Here is a 16445-nt window from a genome sequence, read left to right as displayed (position 1 = left end):
AACGAAATGCTGCCCTGATCTGACGAAATTAGAAACCCTGGATTGCGTGTGCGCGCAATTGCTTTGCCAGCAGGGCCAGCGTTTCATCCGTGAAGAACGCCTCCAGTTGCACGGCGCGTCCAGGGCCGATACCGGGCTCGGCAAGCCATTGTTCACGGCGCTTGGCCGCGAGGGTCTGCCAATCCGGGCCCAGTTGGAGGTTGCGGGGAGCCGGGGCGCCGAGGGCCCGCAACCAGCGCTCGAACGGTTGCTGGCGAGCATTGGTAAAGGTTTGCAGCAATTGCTCAGCACGGGCCGTGCCGATGCCCGGTATGCGCCGCAGGTCGTCGCGCTCCAGGGCTAGCCAGTCATGCAGGCTGCTCACGGCCCCGCTTTCCACCAGGCGCGCCCAGGTGCCAGGGCCAAGGTTGGGCATCTGCAAACCCTGGCGGCCACTCAACCAGACCAGGCGGGCGAGGAACTGTTCCTTGCAGATGTCATCGGGCCGCCAGCAACTGAGTGGGTGGTGCTGTGCTGCGTCCGGCGCCGTCACGGGCTCCCGGTGCGTCGAGCGGTGCACCACGCTTTCCAGTCGCGGCACGGTCAGCCCGGCCAGGGTGATCGCCACCTGGTCGCCCGCCCGCACGTCCAGTCTCTGCCAGCGGGCCAGCGAACCGAGGCTGACCAGGCTGATGCGGCGGTCATCCAGTACGACTGGGTGCAGGTGCAACATGGGCGTGATGCGACCGGTTCGTCCGACCCGAAAGCGCACCTCGCGCACCTCGGCCAGGGCTTGTTGGAACGGGTACTTCCAGGCCGCTACCCAGGAGGGCGGTTTGGCCTGCCAGCGTTCGGCCGGCGGGCGACTGTCCTGGCGCAGAATCACGCCGTCAGTCGCGAAGGGCAGGGGTGAACGGTACCAATGCTGGCGCCAGTGCGAGGCCTGGTCGAAGGTCTCGATGGCGACGCTGTAGCGCTGGCTGTCGGCAAAACCGAGCTGTGCCAGCCGAGACAGGCGTTCGGCCTGACGGGGCGGTCCCTCGGGCCAATCCCAGACGAACAGGCCAATGTCGCCACCTTGGGCATCGTTCAGGGTCTTGCGCGCCAGGAGTCCGGCCACCGTACCGCGGGCATTGGCACTGCCGGCCAGCACTTGCGTGTGCTGGGCCCGACGCCAATAGAGTTCGCCCTGCAGCACGAGGTCGAGCGGCTCCGGCAGTTGCCGAGTGATGCCGCTCAGGTAGGGAATATGGCGGCTCCAGTCATGCCCCTGGAGGCCATCGCCGCGGCTGAGCAGCTGCACCAAGTGCCCGTCGCGGTACACCAGCGACGCTGCGACGCCATCGACCTTCGGTTGGATCCAGACATCGCGTTTGCCTTGCAGCCAAATTGCCACGGCCTGTTCATCGGCCAGTTTGATCACCCCCGTATGGGGGATCGGGTGAGGTGTGGTGCCGCGGGCGCTGGCCAGCGGATCATCGCTGCCTGGCAGGTCGAAGCAGGATTGCAACGCGTGCAGGCGCTGCCGGCTCTGGTCGTAGAGTTCGTCCGCCACGGGTGAATGGCCCTGGCGGTGGTATTGGTCGTCCCAGGTGGCCAGGGTTTCGCGCAATCGGGTGATTTCATCGTGGGCACGGGCCTGGGGCCAGGGCGGACAGGAGGCGGCCTGAGTGACGAGCGGCAGAACTATGAGCAATGCAGCGATGAGCATTGAGGGCATGGCCAGCATCCTTGCTTGGCGGGAGGAACGCTCAGCCTAGGCAATCGCAGGCCAGTGCGCCGGGTGGAGTTGTCAGCCGATATGTCACGAAAAAGCCCCTGCCGATCACTCGGCAGGGGCTTTTTCTTGCAACCTGTGGCGTGCGGCCTGCAGTCAGCCGCTCATCCTTACAGGCCGGCTGCAGCGCGTAGGGCGTCGACGCGGTCGGTGCGTTCCCAGGTGAAGGTGGTGAAGGTGTCGTTGCCGACAGTCTTCTGCTGAGGGATTCGGCCGAAGTGACCGTAGGCAGCGGTTTCCTGGTACATCGGGTGCAGCAGGTCGAGCATGGTGGTGATGGCGTACGGGCGCAGGTCGAAGCACTCGCGGACCAGTTGCACGATCTTGTCGTCGGCGATCTTGCCGGTGCCGAAGGTGTTGATCGAAATGGAGGTCGGCTGCGCCACGCCGATGGCGTAGGACACCTGGATCTCGCAGCGGTCGGCCAGGCCTGCGGCAACGATGTTCTTGGCTACGTAGCGGCCGGCGTAGGCTGCCGAGCGGTCGACCTTGGACGGGTCCTTGCCGGAGAACGCGCCGCCACCGTGGCGGGCCATGCCGCCGTAGGAGTCGACGATGATCTTGCGACCGGTCAGGCCGCAGTCGCCCACTGGGCCACCAATGATGAAGTTGCCGGTCGGGTTGATGTGGAACTGGGTGCCCTTGTGCAGCAGCTCGGCTGGCAGGGTGTGCTTGACGATCAGCTCCATGACCGCTTCACGCAGGTCATTGTAGGAGACTTCCGGGTTGTGCTGGGTCGACAGGACCACGGCATCGATACCCACGACCTTGCCGTTTTCATAACGGCAGGTTACCTGCGACTTGGCGTCCGGGCGCAGCCACGGCAGCAGGCCGGACTTGCGCGCTTCGGCCTGGCGCTCGACCAGACGGTGGGAGAAGCAGATTGGGGCAGGCATCAGCACGTCGGTTTCGTTGCTGGCGTAGCCGAACATCAGGCCCTGGTCGCCCGCGCCCTGGTCTTCCGGCTTGGAGCGGTCGACGCCCTGGGCGATGTCCACCGACTGCTTGCCGATGATGTTCATCACGGCGCAGGTGGCGCCATCGAAGCCGACGTCGGAGCTGTTGTAGCCGATGTCGATGATGACTTTGCGCACCAGCTCTTCCAGGTCGACCCAGGCAGAGGTGGTCACTTCGCCGGCAATGATGGCGACACCGGTCTTGACCAGGGTTTCGCAAGCAACGCGGGCGTATTTGTCCTGGGCGATGATTGCATCAAGGACCGCGTCCGAAATCTGGTCGGCGATCTTGTCCGGATGCCCTTCGGACACGGACTCGGAGGTGAAAAGGGAGTATTCGCTCATCTCGACGGGTTCCTAAAAATTTACCGATGGTGAGTGTCGCCAGTCGTCCGCTGGAAATGGCGGACCTGAATCTGGAAACCGTTACGCAAGCCCACATAGAGGCTGTCCCCGGGTACTAGCCCCGCTACCCGGGCCCAACGGGCCAGGTCGTCCTGCTCGAAGCCCAACCAGAGATCGCCGCAGGCTTCCCGCGCCCAGCTCTGGTCATGGCTGCACAGCTCGGTGACCAGCAGGCTGCCGCCCGCTTTCACCCGTTTGGCCAGCAGGCGCAGGGCCAGGGCCGGGTCGCTGAAATGGTGCAGCACCATGTTCAGCACAACGCAGTCGGCTTCCACATCCGTTGCACCCAGTGCATCGGCCAACTGCAGGTTTACGTTATCCAGCCCTTCGCGCTCGCAGACCTGGCGGGCCAGTTCGAGCATGGTCGAGCTGTTGTCCAGGGCCGTGACCTGATTGAAACGCCGCGCCAGGTCCGGCAGGAAGCCGCCATCGCCTGGGCCGACTTCCAGCGCGCTGGCATCGGGGTCGAAACTCAGGTTGTCGAGTAGGGCCAGCAGGCTGTCGCGGTACTGCGGCAGGCCAGCGATGAGGTCTTGCTGGGCGCGAAACTTTTCTTCCACGCGCAGGAAGAAGTCCTGGCTGGTGGCGGCGCGGCGCTGTTGCACCTGGGCAATACGTGCCTGCACGTCCTGCGTCAGGGCCAGGCCGTCCACCTCTTCGAGCAGGGCCGCGTGCAGACGGCCGCCCAAGCGCAGGCTGTCGGGCAAGGCGCGGCGGTAGAAGATCGCATTGCCTTCGCGGCGCGTTGCCACCAGCTCAGCCTGGGCCAGTACCTTGAGGTGATGGCTCATGCCGGACTGGCCAATGTCGAAGATCTGCGCCAGTTCCAGCACGCCAAACGAGTCGCTGGCCAGCGCGCGCAGCACGTTCAGGCGCAGCGGATCGCCGCCGGCCTTGCACAGGGCGGCCAGCTCGTCGCTGCGGTGAGGGGTGATGGGCGCACTTTGATTCATGAGGCGGCAGTCTAGACATGGGATGCTGTCGTAGCAATAGCAATATCAAAAAGTTTTGATATGGGCGATGAGCTGCGGTCTGCAAGGGTCAAGCTGCAAGGTTAGAGCAGATCGGGCGCCGATCCACCTCTGCTTGCAGCTTCAAGCTTGTCGCCTGTGGCTGGAAAAGTTTGCCCCCGGCCCCGCCTGTGGGCGAAAATGGCGGCCTTTTTCGTTTCACTACCTTTTCAAGCCCCAGGAGACTCAGCGATGCCCAGCCGTCGTGAACGTGCCAACGCCATTCGTGCCCTCAGCATGGATGCCGTGCAAAAGGCCAACAGCGGCCACCCAGGTGCCCCCATGGGCATGGCGGATATCGCCGAGGTGCTTTGGCGCGATTACCTGAAGCACAACCCGAGCAATCCGAAATTCGCCGACCGCGACCGCTTCGTGCTGTCCAATGGCCACGGCTCGATGCTCATCTACTCGCTGCTGCACCTGACCGGCTACGACCTGTCGATCGACGACCTCAAGGCTTTCCGTCAACTGCACAGCCGCACTCCGGGCCACCCGGAGTATGGCTATACCGCAGGCGTCGAGACCACCACCGGCCCGCTGGGCCAGGGTATCGCCAACGCCGTGGGCTTCGCCCTGGCGGAAAAAGTCCTGGCGGCCCAGTTCAACCGTGAAGGCCACACCATCGTCGACCACAACACCTACGTGTTCCTGGGCGACGGCTGCATGATGGAAGGGATCTCCCACGAAGTCGCCTCCCTGGCCGGCACCCTGGGCCTGAACAAGCTGATCGCCTTCTACGACGACAACGGCATCTCCATCGACGGCGAAGTGCACGGCTGGTTCACCGACAACACCCCGGCGCGCTTCGAGGCGTACAACTGGCAGGTGATCCGCAACGTCGACGGTCATGACGCCGACGAGATCAAGACCGCTATCGAGACCGCCCGCAAGAGCGATCGCCCGACCCTGATCTGCTGCAAGACCATCATCGGCTTCGGCTCGCCCAACAAGCAGGGCAAGGAAGACTGCCACGGCGCACCGCTGGGCAACGATGAAATCGCCCTGGCCCGCAAGGAACTGAACTGGAACTACGGTCCGTTCGAGATCCCGGCCGACATCTATGCCGAGTGGGATGCCAAGGCTGCTGGCGCCAAGCTCGAAGCCGACTGGAACCAGCGCTTCGAGGCCTACGCCAAGGCCTACCCTGAGCTGGCCGCCGAGTTCAAACGCCGTGAAAGTGGCGAGCTGCCGGCCGATTTCGCCGAGAAGGCCCAGGCCTACATCAACGAAGTCGCCGCCAAGGGCGAGACCATCGCCAGCCGCAAGGCCAGCCAAAACGCCCTGAATGCCTTCGGCCCGCTGCTGCCTGAGTTCCTCGGCGGTTCGGCTGACCTGGCCGGCTCCAACCTGACCCTGTGGAAAGGCTGCAAAGGCGTCAGCGCTGACGACGCCAGCGGCAACTACGTGTTCTATGGCGTGCGCGAGTTCGGCATGACCGCCATCATGAACGGCGTTGCCCTTCACGGCGGCCTGGTGCCTTACGGCGCGACCTTCCTGATGTTCATGGAATACGCCCGCAACGCAGTACGCATGTCCGCCCTGATGAAGCAGCGCGTCATCCATGTCTATACCCACGACTCCATCGGTTTGGGCGAAGACGGCCCGACCCACCAGCCGATCGAGCAACTGACCAGCCTGCGCAGCACGCCGAACCTGGACACCTGGCGTCCAGCCGACGCGGTGGAATCCGCCGTGTCCTGGAAACAAGCCCTGGAGCGCAAGGACGGCCCGTCGGCGCTGATCTTCTCCCGTCAGAACCTGCAGCACCAGGAGCGCGACGCCCAGCAGATCGCCAACATCAGCCGTGGCGGCTACATCCTCAAGGATTGCGCCGGCGAGCCTGAGCTGCTGCTGATCGCCACTGGTTCCGAAGTGGGCCTGGCGGTTCAGGCGCATGCCAAGCTGACCGAGCAGGGCCGCAAGGTGCGAGTGGTTTCCATGCCGTGCACCAGCGTGTTCGACGCCCAGGACGCCGCCTACAAGCAGTCCGTGCTGCCGCTGGAAGTCGGTGCGCGTATTGCCATCGAAGCTGCCCATGCGGACTTCTGGTACAAGTACGTGGGCCTGGAAGGCCGCGTCATCGGCATGACCACCTATGGTGAGTCGGCGCCGGCCTCCGCACTGTTCGAGGAATTCGGCTTCACCCTGGAGAACATCCTGGGTACCGCTGAAGAGCTGCTGGAAGACTGATGTAAGGATCTGCGGGCGGTGTCGCCCCGATTCGCGGGCAAGCCCGCTCCCACAGTGGTCGTGTATCCCTGTGGGAGCGGGCTTGCCTGCGAATGCCACACCGCAATCCCGCAGGCTGCTGACAATAGATCTGTTCCGTGAGTATCGAATGCCCCATCCGCGTCCCTACAAAGTTGCACTCAACGGTTACGGCCGTATCGGTCGTTGTGTCTTGCGCGCACTGTTCGAGCGAAGAGCGGACGCCGGCTTCGAGATCGTCGCGCTGAACGACCTGGCCGACCAGGCCAGCCTCGAATACCTGACCCGTTTCGACTCCACCCACGGGCGATTTCCCGGCGAGGTGAGGGTCGACGGCGACTGCCTGCACATCAATGGCGACTGTGTGAAGGTCCTTCGCAGCGCCACCCCGGAAGGCATCGACTGGACGGCGCTGGGTGTCGATCTGGTGCTGGAGTGCTCTGGGGCCTACAACACTCGTGCCGATGCCCAGCGCTTTCTCGATTCCGGTGCGCCGCGGGTGTTGTTCTCCCAGCCGATGTCCAGTGAAGCGGATGTCGACGCCACGGTGGTCTATGGCATCAACCAGGACTGCCTGAGCGGCGACGAGCGCCTGGTGTCCAACGCCTCCTGTACCACCAACTGCGGCGTACCGCTGTTGCGCGTGCTGGACCAGGCGTTCGGCATCGAGTACGTATCGATCACCACCATCCACTCGGCGATGAACGACCAGCCGGTGATCGATGCCTATCACCATGAGGATCTGCGCCGCACCCGTTCGGCGTTCCAGTCGGTGATCCCGGTGTCCACTGGTCTGGCGCGCGGCATCGAGCGCCTGCTTCCGGAACTTGCCGGTCGAATCCAGGCCAAAGCCGTACGTGTGCCGACCGTCAACGTGTCGTGCCTGGACATCACCCTGCAGACCGCCCGTGATACCAGCGCGGCAGAGGTCAACAGGGTGTTGCGCGAGGCTGCGCTGAACGGCCCGCTGAAGGGGCTGCTGGCCTATACCGAGCTGCCCCACGCCAGCTGTGATTTCAACCATGACCCGCATTCGGCCATTGTCGATGCCAGCCAGACCCGTGTTTCCGGCCCCCGCCTGGTGAACCTGCTGGCTTGGTTCGACAACGAATGGGGGTTCGCCAACCGTATGCTCGACGTTGCCGGCCACTTCCTGCACGTCGTCCACCAAACCCGCACCAAACAGCCCTGAAGGACTGCATTCATGACCGTGTTGAAGATGACCGACCTCGACCTGCAAGGTAAGCGCGTACTGATCCGCGAAGACCTCAACGTCCCTGTGAAAGACGGTGTGGTAGCCAGCGATGCGCGTATCCTGGCCGCGCTGCCGACCATCAAGCTGGCCCTCGAGAAGGGTGCGGCCGTGATGGTCTGCTCGCACCTGGGTCGTCCGACCGAAGGCGAGTTCTCCGCCGAGAACAGCCTCAAGCCGGTTGCCGATTACCTGAGCAAGGCCCTGGGCCGCGACGTGCCGCTGGTCGCTGACTACCTGGACGGTGTCGAGGTCAAGGCCGGTGATCTGGTGCTGTTCGAGAACGTTCGCTTCAACAAGGGCGAGAAGAAGAACGCCGACGAGCTGGCGCAAAAGTACGCCGCCCTGTGCGACGTATTCGTCATGGACGCCTTCGGTACCGCCCACCGTGCCGAGGGTTCGACCCACGGTGTTGCCAAGTTCGCCAAAGTGGCCGCTGCAGGCCCGCTGCTGGCGGCCGAACTCGATGCCCTGGGCAAGGCCCTGAAGGCCCCGGCCAAGCCGATGGCTGCCATCGTCGCCGGCTCCAAGGTGTCCACCAAGCTGGACGTGCTCAACAGCCTGAGCACGGTCTGCGACCAACTGATCGTCGGCGGCGGTATCGCCAACACCTTCCTCGCCGCGGCAGGCCACAAGGTCGGCAAGTCGCTGTACGAGCCTGACCTGGTCGAGACCGCCAAGGCCATCGCCGCCAAGGTCAGCGTACCGCTGCCGGTGGATGTGGTGGTTGCCAAAGAGTTCGCCGAGAGCGCCGAGGCCATCGTCAAGTCCATCGCCGATGTGGCCGATGACGACATGATCCTGGATATCGGCCCGAAGACTGCCGAACAGTTCGCCGAGCTGCTCAAGTCGTCCAAGACCATTCTGTGGAACGGCCCGGTCGGCGTGTTCGAGTTCGATCAGTTCGGTAACGGCACCAAAGTGCTGGCCAAGGCCATCGCCGACAGCGACGCTTTCTCCATCGCCGGTGGTGGTGACACCCTGGCGGCCATCGACAAATATGGCGTTGGCGCTGATATCTCCTACATTTCTACCGGTGGCGGCGCGTTCCTCGAATTCGTCGAAGGCAAGGTCCTGCCCGCCGTGGCTATCCTGGAAGAGCGGGCCAAGGCCTGAGCATGGCGGCGCCTGGCAAAGGGAGCGACCTGATGGTCAAGCAATTGCCTGTGATGATCCTGGCCGTGTTGCTGGGCGCCTGCTCCAGCAAGTCTGCCGATACCGAGCCGTCGCAGCCGCCCAAGGGCGGCTGCTACCAGTCTCAGTGGCAGGCGGAGACCGCGCCGGTCATCAACAAGCGCATGGGCCCGGAGGGCCTGGAAAAGTACGACGACGAACACCAGCGCCAGGCGCCGGGCTGCCCTTGATCGGGCGCCAGGCAACCAAGGTTGGGTTTTGTGGTCTTGGATTAGGGCCGCGTAGCGGATCCACGACGAGGTTTTTGGATGAAAGCGCTTTTGGCCGCATTGGCCCTGGCGACCCTGGCAGGATGCTCGCTACTGCAACCGACCCCCTCCGCCCCGGCGGACAAGTGGACCCGCTGGGTCTGCGACAGCCAGGCTGAAGTGCTGTGGCGATTCGCCGATGCGAGCCAGGATGCAGTCGACGTACGCCTGGGCGGCGGCGACCAAGTCTACCGGCTCAAGTCCGAGCCGGGCGCCTCGGGCGCGCTGTACAGCGACGGGGTACTTGCCTTCCACACCAAGGGCGACGAAGGCCTGGTGTACTGGGTGGCGACCAACGATCTGATTGGGCGGGGCTGCAAGGCACCGTGACTGGCCGGGCCGCGACGGTGGCCCACACTACTTGAACAGCAACCGCCCCTGCGGCAGGCTTGCACGAAACAACGACGCTTGTCGGGAGAGAGATACACAATGGCACTCATTAGCATGCGCCAGATGCTGGACCACGCCGCCGAGTTCGGCTACGGCGTTCCGGCTTTCAACGTCAACAACCTCGAGCAGATGCGCGCCATCATGGAAGCTGCGGACGCCACCGACTCCCCGGTCATCGTCCAGGCCTCGGCCGGCGCCCGCAAGTACGCTGGTGCCCCGTTCCTGCGTCACCTGATCCTGGCGGCGATCGAAGAGTTCCCGCACATCCCGGTGTGCATGCACCAGGACCACGGCACCAGCCCTGACGTCTGCCAGCGTTCCATCCAGCTGGGCTTCAGCTCGGTGATGATGGACGGCTCGCTCAAGGAAGACGGCAAGACCCCGTCCGACTACGAGTACAACGTTCGCGTCACTCAGCAGACCGTGGCATTCGCCCACGCCTGCGGCGTGTCCGTCGAAGGCGAACTGGGTTGCCTGGGCAGCCTGGAAACCGGCCAGGCCGGTGAAGAAGATGGCATCGGCGCCGAAGGCACCCTGGATCACAGCCAGATGCTGACCGACCCGGAAGAAGCCGCCGACTTCGTCAAGAAGACCCAGGTCGACGCCTTGGCCATCGCCATCGGCACCAGCCACGGCGCCTACAAGTTCACCAAGCCGCCAACCGGTGACATCCTGGCCATCGACCGCATCAAGGAAATCCACAAGCGCATTCCCAACACCCACCTGGTGATGCACGGTTCCTCCTCGGTGCCGCAGGAGTGGCTGAAAGTCATCAACGAATACGGCGGTGACATCAAGGAAACCTACGGCGTGCCGGTCGAAGAAATCGTCGAAGGCATCAAGTACGGCGTGCGCAAGGTCAACATCGACACCGACCTGCGCCTGGCCTCTACCGGTGCCATCCGTCGCTACATGGCCCAGCACCCGAGCGAGTTCGACCCACGTAAGTTCTTCGCCGAGACCGTGAAGGCCATGCGTGATGTCTGCATCGCCCGTTACGAAGCCTTCGGTACCGCCGGCAACGCCTCCAAGATCAAGCCGATCTCCCTCGAAGGCATGTTCCAGCGTTACGCCAAAGGTGATCTGGCCGCCAAGGTCAACTGATCCTGCGATGAACAAGGGCCGTTTCGCACCTGCGAAACGGCCCTTGTTCATATTGGATGCGGATCGGATACACTCGCGGTTCTTCTCGCTGAACGCCGTGCAATGACCGCATTACGCTACCTGCAAGCCTACCCGCCTCACCTGCAAGAGCAGGTCCGCCAGATGATCGCCTCCGATCGCCTGGGCGACTACCTGCGCCAGCGCTACCCGGATCGACACGACGTACAGAGCGACAAAGCGCTGTACAGCTATGCCCAGGACTTGAAACAGCAATACCTGCGCAGTGCGCCGAACCTGGACAAAGTGCTGTTCGACAACCGCCTGGATCTGACCCATCGGGCCCTGGGCCTGAACACTGCGGTCTCCCGCGTGCAGGGCGGCAAACTCAAGGCCAAGAAGGAAATCCGCATCGCCTCGCTGTTCAAGGACGCGGCGCCCCAGTTTCTACGCATGATCGTGGTGCACGAGTTGGCGCACCTGCGCGAGCGGGACCACAACAAGGCGTTTTACCAGCTCTGCCAGCACATGGAGCCGGACTACCATCAATTGGAATTCGACCTGCGCGTCTACCTGACCTACCAGGAGCTGCCGGGCACCACCTGAGGATCGAGCAGCATGGATGTGAGCAAGACCAAGAGCAGTTTCTACCGGCGCCTCTATGTGGCCTGGTTGATTGACAGCCAGACCGCTACCAGTGTTCCGGCGCTGATGGAAGCCACCGGCATGCCTCGTCGCACTGCCCAGGACACCATCGCCGCCTTGGCCGACCTGGATATCGTCTGTGAATTCGAGCAGCAGGCCGGGGCGCGCAATCACGCCGGGCACTACCGCATCCATGATTGGGGGGCTATCGACAAGCAGTGGATCATCCAGCACCTGCGCCAGATCAGGGACGTGCTGGGTTATCCATGACCTGAGCGCCCCGACCGCTGCCCTCTTACCTCAAGCTTTGCGCATACCGATATGCGCAATGCCATCCTCCAGGTACTGCTCTCCCGCCACCTCGAATCCGTGCTGCGCGTAGTAGGCCTGCAGATGTGCCTGGGCCGACAGGTAGATGGGTGTCCCAGGCCAGCAGTGCTCGGCGCACTCCAGCCCCTTGAGCAACAGCTGATGGCCGAGGCCGCCACCGCGCGCGGCGGGGGCGGTTACCACGCGGCCAATGACCACATCGCCGCCTTGGGTTTGAGGGTCGAGCAGGCGCAGATAGGCCACCAAGCGGTCTTGCTCCCACCCCATCAGGTGCAACGTATCTGCGCAAAGGTCCTGGCCGTCGACCTCCTGGTAGGCGCATTGCTGTTCCACCACGAAGACTTCGGTGCGCAACCGCAGGATGGCATAGAGTTGCTCCTTGCCAAGGTCGGTATGGTGCTTGCAAATCCACTCGATGGACATGGGTATGACCTCTTTGAAGGGGTGGTCGATCATCGCAAATCCCGGTCTTGACGACGAGTCGGACATTGCCCAAAAACGGCTTCAGGCACATTCGGCCAAAATAGAGGCTATTTGATATCATTTGTCGGCTGCCGACCGAGAGGGCTTTGTGTAATCTGCCCACCCTGTAGTAGTGCGGATCGCCACCATCAGAGTGGATCACCCAACTGCGAAGGATTCCAGCATGCGGCCATTGCTTTGCGCGCTTGGTTTACTGTTGATCGTGCTGGTCACACCCGCCCTGGCGGCCGAGAAGTTGCGTCTGGTGGCCGACAGCTGGCCGCCGTTCACTGACAGCGACTTGCCCGGCGGTGGCCTGGCTACCAGCATCGTCACCGCGGCGCTGACCCGTGCCGGCTATGCCAGCAGTGTCGAGCAGGTGCCTTGGGCCAGGGCCCTGATGGGCATCGGTGAAGGCCGCTACGACATCCTGGTCAACACCTGGTACAACGACTCGCGCACGCGCTTAGGCGCGTTTTCCAAACCCTACCTGGTCAACCGCATCCGCTTGCTCAGGCCGCAGGACAAGCCTTTGGGCTACCGTCAACTGGCCGACCTCTATGACTACTCCATTGCCGTGGTACGCGATTACGCCTATTCCCCGGAATTCGACAGCGACGCCCGTTTGCACAAGGTGGCGGTGCGCAACTTCTCGTCGGCGGTGCGCATGCTGGCGGCGGGACGGGTCGACCTGACAGTGGAGGATGAATACGTCGCGCGCTACAGCCTGCAACGCGAGTCGAAGGAGGTGCGTGAGGCCGTGACCTTCGTAGAGCCCGCGCTGGGCGAGAACAACCTGCACATTCTCGTCAGCCTCAAGCATCCCGATCATCAGCAGATCATCGAGCGCTTCGACCGCGCCATCGCCGCGATGAAGGCCGATGGCAGCTATGCCCGGCTGTTGCGCCAACACGGGTTCTGAACCGCCTCACTGCCCGCTGGCTGTAGGAACGGGTTGGCCTGCGAAGCGTCAGTCCGGCGGGCTTTCCTTGATCAGGTGCGCCGCCAGGGTACGCAGCGGTCCGAGTTGGCGGCAGATCAGCGCCAGTTGGGTTTGCACCAGACGCTGATGTTCGTCCAACTCTTCGGGCATCTGTTCCAGGGCGCCGGCCAGGGCTTCCTCGGCATCGCTGTGGATGGCCACAGGCAGGCGCGCGGCCAGGCCATTGGCGATCTCATCGAGGCTGTTGGCCAGGCTCTGGCCGGCGCCATCGATCAACTGCTCGTGAACCTCCGGTGGCAGCGCCGTGTCGCGGTGCGCGCCGAGCCCAGAGAGGTAGCTGAGCAGGGTGTGTGAGAGCACCAGGAAGCGGAAGCCCACATCGGCTTCCTTACGGAAGTGCCCAGGCTCCATGAGCATATTGGCCAGTGTGGTCGACAGTGCTGCATCGGCGTTGTGGGCGTTGCGCCGGGCCAGGCGATAGGCCAAGTCGTCGCGCTTGCCATGGGCATATTGCTGCATGATCTGGCGCAGGTAGGCACTGGCGCAGGTCAGCGTATTGGCCAGCACTTTGTTCAGGCGCCGCCCCTGCCAATCCGGCAGGAACAGGAACACCGCCAGGATGGCAATCAGGCTGCCCACGAGGGTATCGAACAGGCGCGGCAGGAACAGGCCGTAGCCATCGCCGATCTGGTTGAAGCAGAACAGCACCATCAGGGTGATTGCCGCCGTGGCCAGGGTGTAGCGGGTGGTTCGGTTGACGAAGAACACCACCCCGGCGACGACCGCGAACATCGACTGGATGACCGGGCTGGGGAACAGGTCGAACAGCGCCCAGCCCACCGTGAGGCCGACGGCCGTACCCAGCACGCGCTGCACCAGCTTGCGACGGGTCGCACCATAGTTGGGCTGGCAGACGAACAGGGTGGTCAGGATGATCCAGTAGCCTTGGGTCGGGTGGATCAGGTGCACCATGCCGTAGCCCACCGAAAGCGCCAGGGACAGGCGCAGGGCGTGGCGGAACAGCAGCGACGTCGGCGTCAGCTGCGTGCGTAGGCGGCTCCAGACATCCTTGAGGTTGCGTGGCGAGCGGTCGAGCAGGCTGCTGTCGCTGGCATCGGCCAGGCTGTCGGGGTTGCTGGCGGCGCCCAGCAGGCGGTCCAGGGTTGCCAGGTTACCGGCCAGCGCCCGCAATGAGCGCAGCAGGCCGCGCCAGGCTGGATTGCTTTGCTGGCGCAGGTGTTCCAGGGAGGCGTTGAGGTCTTCCAGCGCTTCGGCGAACCCGCCGCCGTAGACGAACGGCTGGCGCAGCCGGATCGAGTGGGACAGTTGCTGGCAGGCCGAGCCTTGCTGGCGCAGCAGGCGCTGGCAGCGGAACATCACATCACTGTGGAAGAACGCTTCGGCCAGGGCGTTGTAGGGATAGTGCGAGGCACTGACCCGCTCATGGATGTCCTGGGCCAGAAAGTACAGCTTCAAGTAACGGCTGACCTTGGCGTTCGGCTGGCTGTTGCCAACCCGGTGCAGGATGATTTCCTTGGCTGCGTTCAGTGCCGCCACCACCTTGCCATTTTGCTGGGCCAGTTCCAGGCGACGGGCTTCCAGGTCCAGGTTGCGGATCGGCTCGAACAGGTTGGCCTTGAGCTTGAGGTAGCGGCCAAGCTCCATGAACAACTTCGCCAGGCTCTGCTGCACCGGTTGGTTGGAGAACAGCGCCTGCCACAGGACCGAGAGCAGGCCATACCACGCCGCACCGGCCACCAGCAGCAACGGCTCGTGCCAGAAGTCGCTGACCTGCCCGCCGCGCTGGTCCACGCCGATCATGGTGTACACCGACAGGATCAACGTCGCCGAGGCGATGGCGCCGTAGCGCTCGCCCAAGGCGCCGAGCATGGTCAGGGCAAAGGCTGCCAGGGCCAGGGCGCCGGCGAAGATCCAGGGGTAGGGGAATAGCAGTTCCACCGACAAGGCGGCGATGGCGAAACACACCAAGGTAACGGCCAGGGCGCTCAGGCGGCCTTGCCAGCCGTCGTCGGTCTCGGCCAGGGCGCTGGCGATGATGCCCAGGAACAGCGGAATCAACAGTGCCATTTCGTCCTGGTACCAGCACAGCGCCAGGCTGCCGGTGAGTGCGATCGTTACCCGGATGCTGTAGCTGAACTTGTCTTGGCCCCACAAACGACGCAATGAATGGCGGAACGAGCTCGATGACATGATGGCCCTGGGCAGTGATCGAATGAATACCTTGGCGCCATTCATAGTGGGGCCGCGCAGCAGCCCCAGGAAATCGGCACCTCAGCACAGACCAGCAAGAAGCGTTCCGTGCTGCTGAAAGGATTCTACTCTACACGAACTGCGCTGCAGCGTTGGCCGAGGCCCATGCCCACTGGAAATTGAACCCGCCCAGGTGGCCCGTGACATCGAGCACTTCGCCGATGAAGTACAGCCCCGGGCTCTTGAGCGACTCCATGGTCTTTGAAGACACCTCGCGGGTATCGACGCCGCCGAGGGTGACCTCCGCGGTGCGATAGCCTTCGGTACCGGCCGGAACCAGTTGCCAGGCCGACAGCTTGTCCGCCACCTGGGCCAGCTCGGCCGGGGTGTACTGCTTCATTGGCTTGGACACGAACCACTGCTCGGCCAGCAGGTTGGCCAGCTTGCGGGTGAAAACCTCGCCCAGCAGCGTCTTGAGCTCGCTGTTGGGGCGTTCGGCCTGCTGCTGTTGCAGCCAACTGAGGGCGTCGCGATCGGGCAGCAGGTTGATCTCCAGGGTATCGCCCGCCTCCCAGAACGAGGAGATCTGCAGGATCGCCGGGCCGCTCAAGCCGCGGTGGGTGAACAACAGGTTTTCCCGGAAGCTGGTGCCATTGCAACTGGCGATGCAATCCAGCGCGGTGCCGGAGAGCTCGGTGCACAGGGCCTTGAGTTGAGGCTCGGTGATAGTGAAAGGCACCAGGCCCGCGCGGGTCGGCAGCAGGGTATGGCCGAACTGGCGGGCGACCTGGTAGCCAAAGCCGGTAGCGCCCAGGGTCGGGATCGACAGACCGCCGGTGGCGATCACCAGGGACTGGCAGGCGAACGGGCCGGCGGAGGTTTGCAGACAATAGCCTTCAGCGGTCTTCTCGATCTGCTCGATGCTGGTCTGCAGGCGTATCTCGGCCCCGGCTTCGTCGCATTCGGCGAGCAACATGTCGAGGATGTCGCTGGACTTGTTGTCGCAGAACAGCTGGCCAAGTTTCTTCTCGTGGTAAGGCACGCCGTGCTTGCACACCAGCTCGATGAAATCCCACTGGGTATAGCGGGCCAGGGCCGACTTGCAGAAGTGCGTGTTCTGCGAGAGGAAGTTGGCCGGCTCGGTGTACATGTTGGTGAAGTTGCAGCGACCGCCTCCGGACATGAGGATCTTCTTGCCCGGCTTGTTGGCGTGGTCGAGCACCAGCACCCGGCGTCCGCGGCGGGCGGTGAGCTGGGCGCACATCAGGCCGGCGGCGCCGGCGCCGATGATGATCACGTCGGTGGAATGCACGGTGTAAACCTTTTCTGAAATG

Annotated in this window: 15 protein-coding genes; 9 read left to right on the top strand and 6 right to left on the bottom strand. The window is 63.7% G+C overall.

What is annotated here, in order from left to right:
• Nucleotides 1–28 precede the first annotated feature (28 nt).
• The 3 genes from ligB to ABOA88_RS13555 all read right to left on the bottom strand — a co-directional run bounded on the left by ligB (nt 29) and on the right by ABOA88_RS13555 (nt 4070).
• Complete coding sequence (gene ligB, locus ABOA88_RS13565; RefSeq protein ID WP_367851613.1) at nt 29–1699, bottom strand: NAD-dependent DNA ligase LigB; 1671 nt, start codon at nt 1697–1699, stop codon at nt 29–31.
• A gap of 167 nt (nt 1700–1866) precedes the next feature.
• On the bottom strand, nt 1867–3057 hold the full coding sequence (gene metK / locus ABOA88_RS13560; protein ID WP_196169331.1) for a methionine adenosyltransferase: 1191 nt from the start codon (nt 3055–3057) through the stop codon (nt 1867–1869).
• 20 nt (nt 3058–3077) lie between these two features.
• Entirely contained in the window at nt 3078–4070 is a 993-nt protein-coding gene (locus tag ABOA88_RS13555) for an ArsR/SmtB family transcription factor (RefSeq protein WP_367851614.1), read from the bottom strand.
• Between the two features lie 249 nt (nt 4071–4319).
• On the opposite strand from ABOA88_RS13555, the gene tkt reads away from it, so the two are divergent.
• The 8 genes from tkt (at nt 4320) to ABOA88_RS13515 (ending at nt 11435) form a co-directional block, all read left to right on the top strand.
• Nucleotides 4320–6317 carry a transketolase gene (tkt, locus tag ABOA88_RS13550; RefSeq protein ID WP_367851615.1) on the top strand — a complete coding sequence of 666 codons (1998 nt, stop codon included), beginning with the start codon at nt 4320–4322 and terminating at the stop codon, nt 6315–6317.
• A 148-nt stretch (nt 6318–6465) separates the two neighbouring features.
• On the top strand, nt 6466–7527 hold the full coding sequence (gene epd, locus ABOA88_RS13545) for an erythrose-4-phosphate dehydrogenase (RefSeq protein WP_196169328.1): 1062 nt from the start codon (nt 6466–6468) through the stop codon (nt 7525–7527).
• A 12-nt stretch (nt 7528–7539) separates the two neighbouring features.
• Nucleotides 7540–8703, top strand: a complete 1164-nt coding sequence (locus ABOA88_RS13540) for a phosphoglycerate kinase (RefSeq protein WP_367851616.1) — start codon at nt 7540–7542, stop codon at nt 8701–8703.
• Between the two features lie 32 nt (nt 8704–8735).
• Nucleotides 8736–8951: a hypothetical protein gene (locus ABOA88_RS13535; protein WP_196169326.1), complete on the top strand. Its 216-nt coding sequence runs from the start codon at nt 8736–8738 to the stop codon at nt 8949–8951.
• A 78-nt stretch (nt 8952–9029) separates the two neighbouring features.
• Complete coding sequence (locus tag ABOA88_RS13530; RefSeq protein WP_367851617.1) at nt 9030–9359, top strand: MliC family protein; 330 nt, start codon at nt 9030–9032, stop codon at nt 9357–9359.
• 99 nt (nt 9360–9458) lie between these two features.
• Nucleotides 9459–10523 (top strand): class II fructose-bisphosphate aldolase, encoded by a 1065-nt coding sequence (gene fba, locus ABOA88_RS13525; RefSeq protein WP_367851618.1) that lies wholly within the window; start codon nt 9459–9461, stop codon nt 10521–10523.
• A 102-nt stretch (nt 10524–10625) separates the two neighbouring features.
• Entirely contained in the window at nt 10626–11126 is a 501-nt protein-coding gene (locus ABOA88_RS13520; protein ID WP_070571097.1) for a M48 metallopeptidase family protein, read from the top strand.
• 12 nt (nt 11127–11138) lie between these two features.
• Entirely contained in the window at nt 11139–11435 is a 297-nt protein-coding gene (locus tag ABOA88_RS13515; protein WP_070090534.1) for a winged helix-turn-helix domain-containing protein, read from the top strand.
• A gap of 30 nt (nt 11436–11465) precedes the next feature.
• Here the strand turns inward: ABOA88_RS13515 and ABOA88_RS13510 are convergent, their stop codons facing one another.
• Nucleotides 11466–11918 (bottom strand): GNAT family N-acetyltransferase, encoded by a 453-nt coding sequence (locus ABOA88_RS13510; RefSeq protein WP_367851619.1) that lies wholly within the window; start codon nt 11916–11918, stop codon nt 11466–11468.
• 223 nt (nt 11919–12141) lie between these two features.
• Between ABOA88_RS13510 and ABOA88_RS13505 the strand changes: the two genes are divergently transcribed.
• A complete protein-coding gene (locus ABOA88_RS13505) occupies nt 12142–12879 on the top strand; it encodes a substrate-binding periplasmic protein (protein WP_196169323.1) in 738 nt (245 codons plus the stop codon).
• 48 nt (nt 12880–12927) lie between these two features.
• Here ABOA88_RS13505 and yccS read toward each other — a convergent pair whose 3' ends face one another.
• Nucleotides 12928–15111 (bottom strand): YccS family putative transporter, encoded by a 2184-nt coding sequence (yccS, locus tag ABOA88_RS13500; RefSeq protein ID WP_367851620.1) that lies wholly within the window; start codon nt 15109–15111, stop codon nt 12928–12930.
• 130 nt (nt 15112–15241) lie between these two features.
• Nucleotides 15242–16423, bottom strand: coding sequence for an NAD(P)/FAD-dependent oxidoreductase (locus ABOA88_RS13495; protein WP_367851621.1), 1182 nt, complete (start codon nt 16421–16423; stop codon nt 15242–15244).
• Nucleotides 16424–16445: the final 22 nt, after the last annotated feature.

It is taken from the genome of Pseudomonas sp. PKS (assembly GCF_051913525.1).
GTDB classification, from domain to species: Bacteria; Pseudomonadota; Gammaproteobacteria; order Pseudomonadales; family Pseudomonadaceae; genus Aquipseudomonas; species Aquipseudomonas guariconensis_D.
This window is presented reverse-complemented; position numbering and strand designations above follow the sequence as displayed.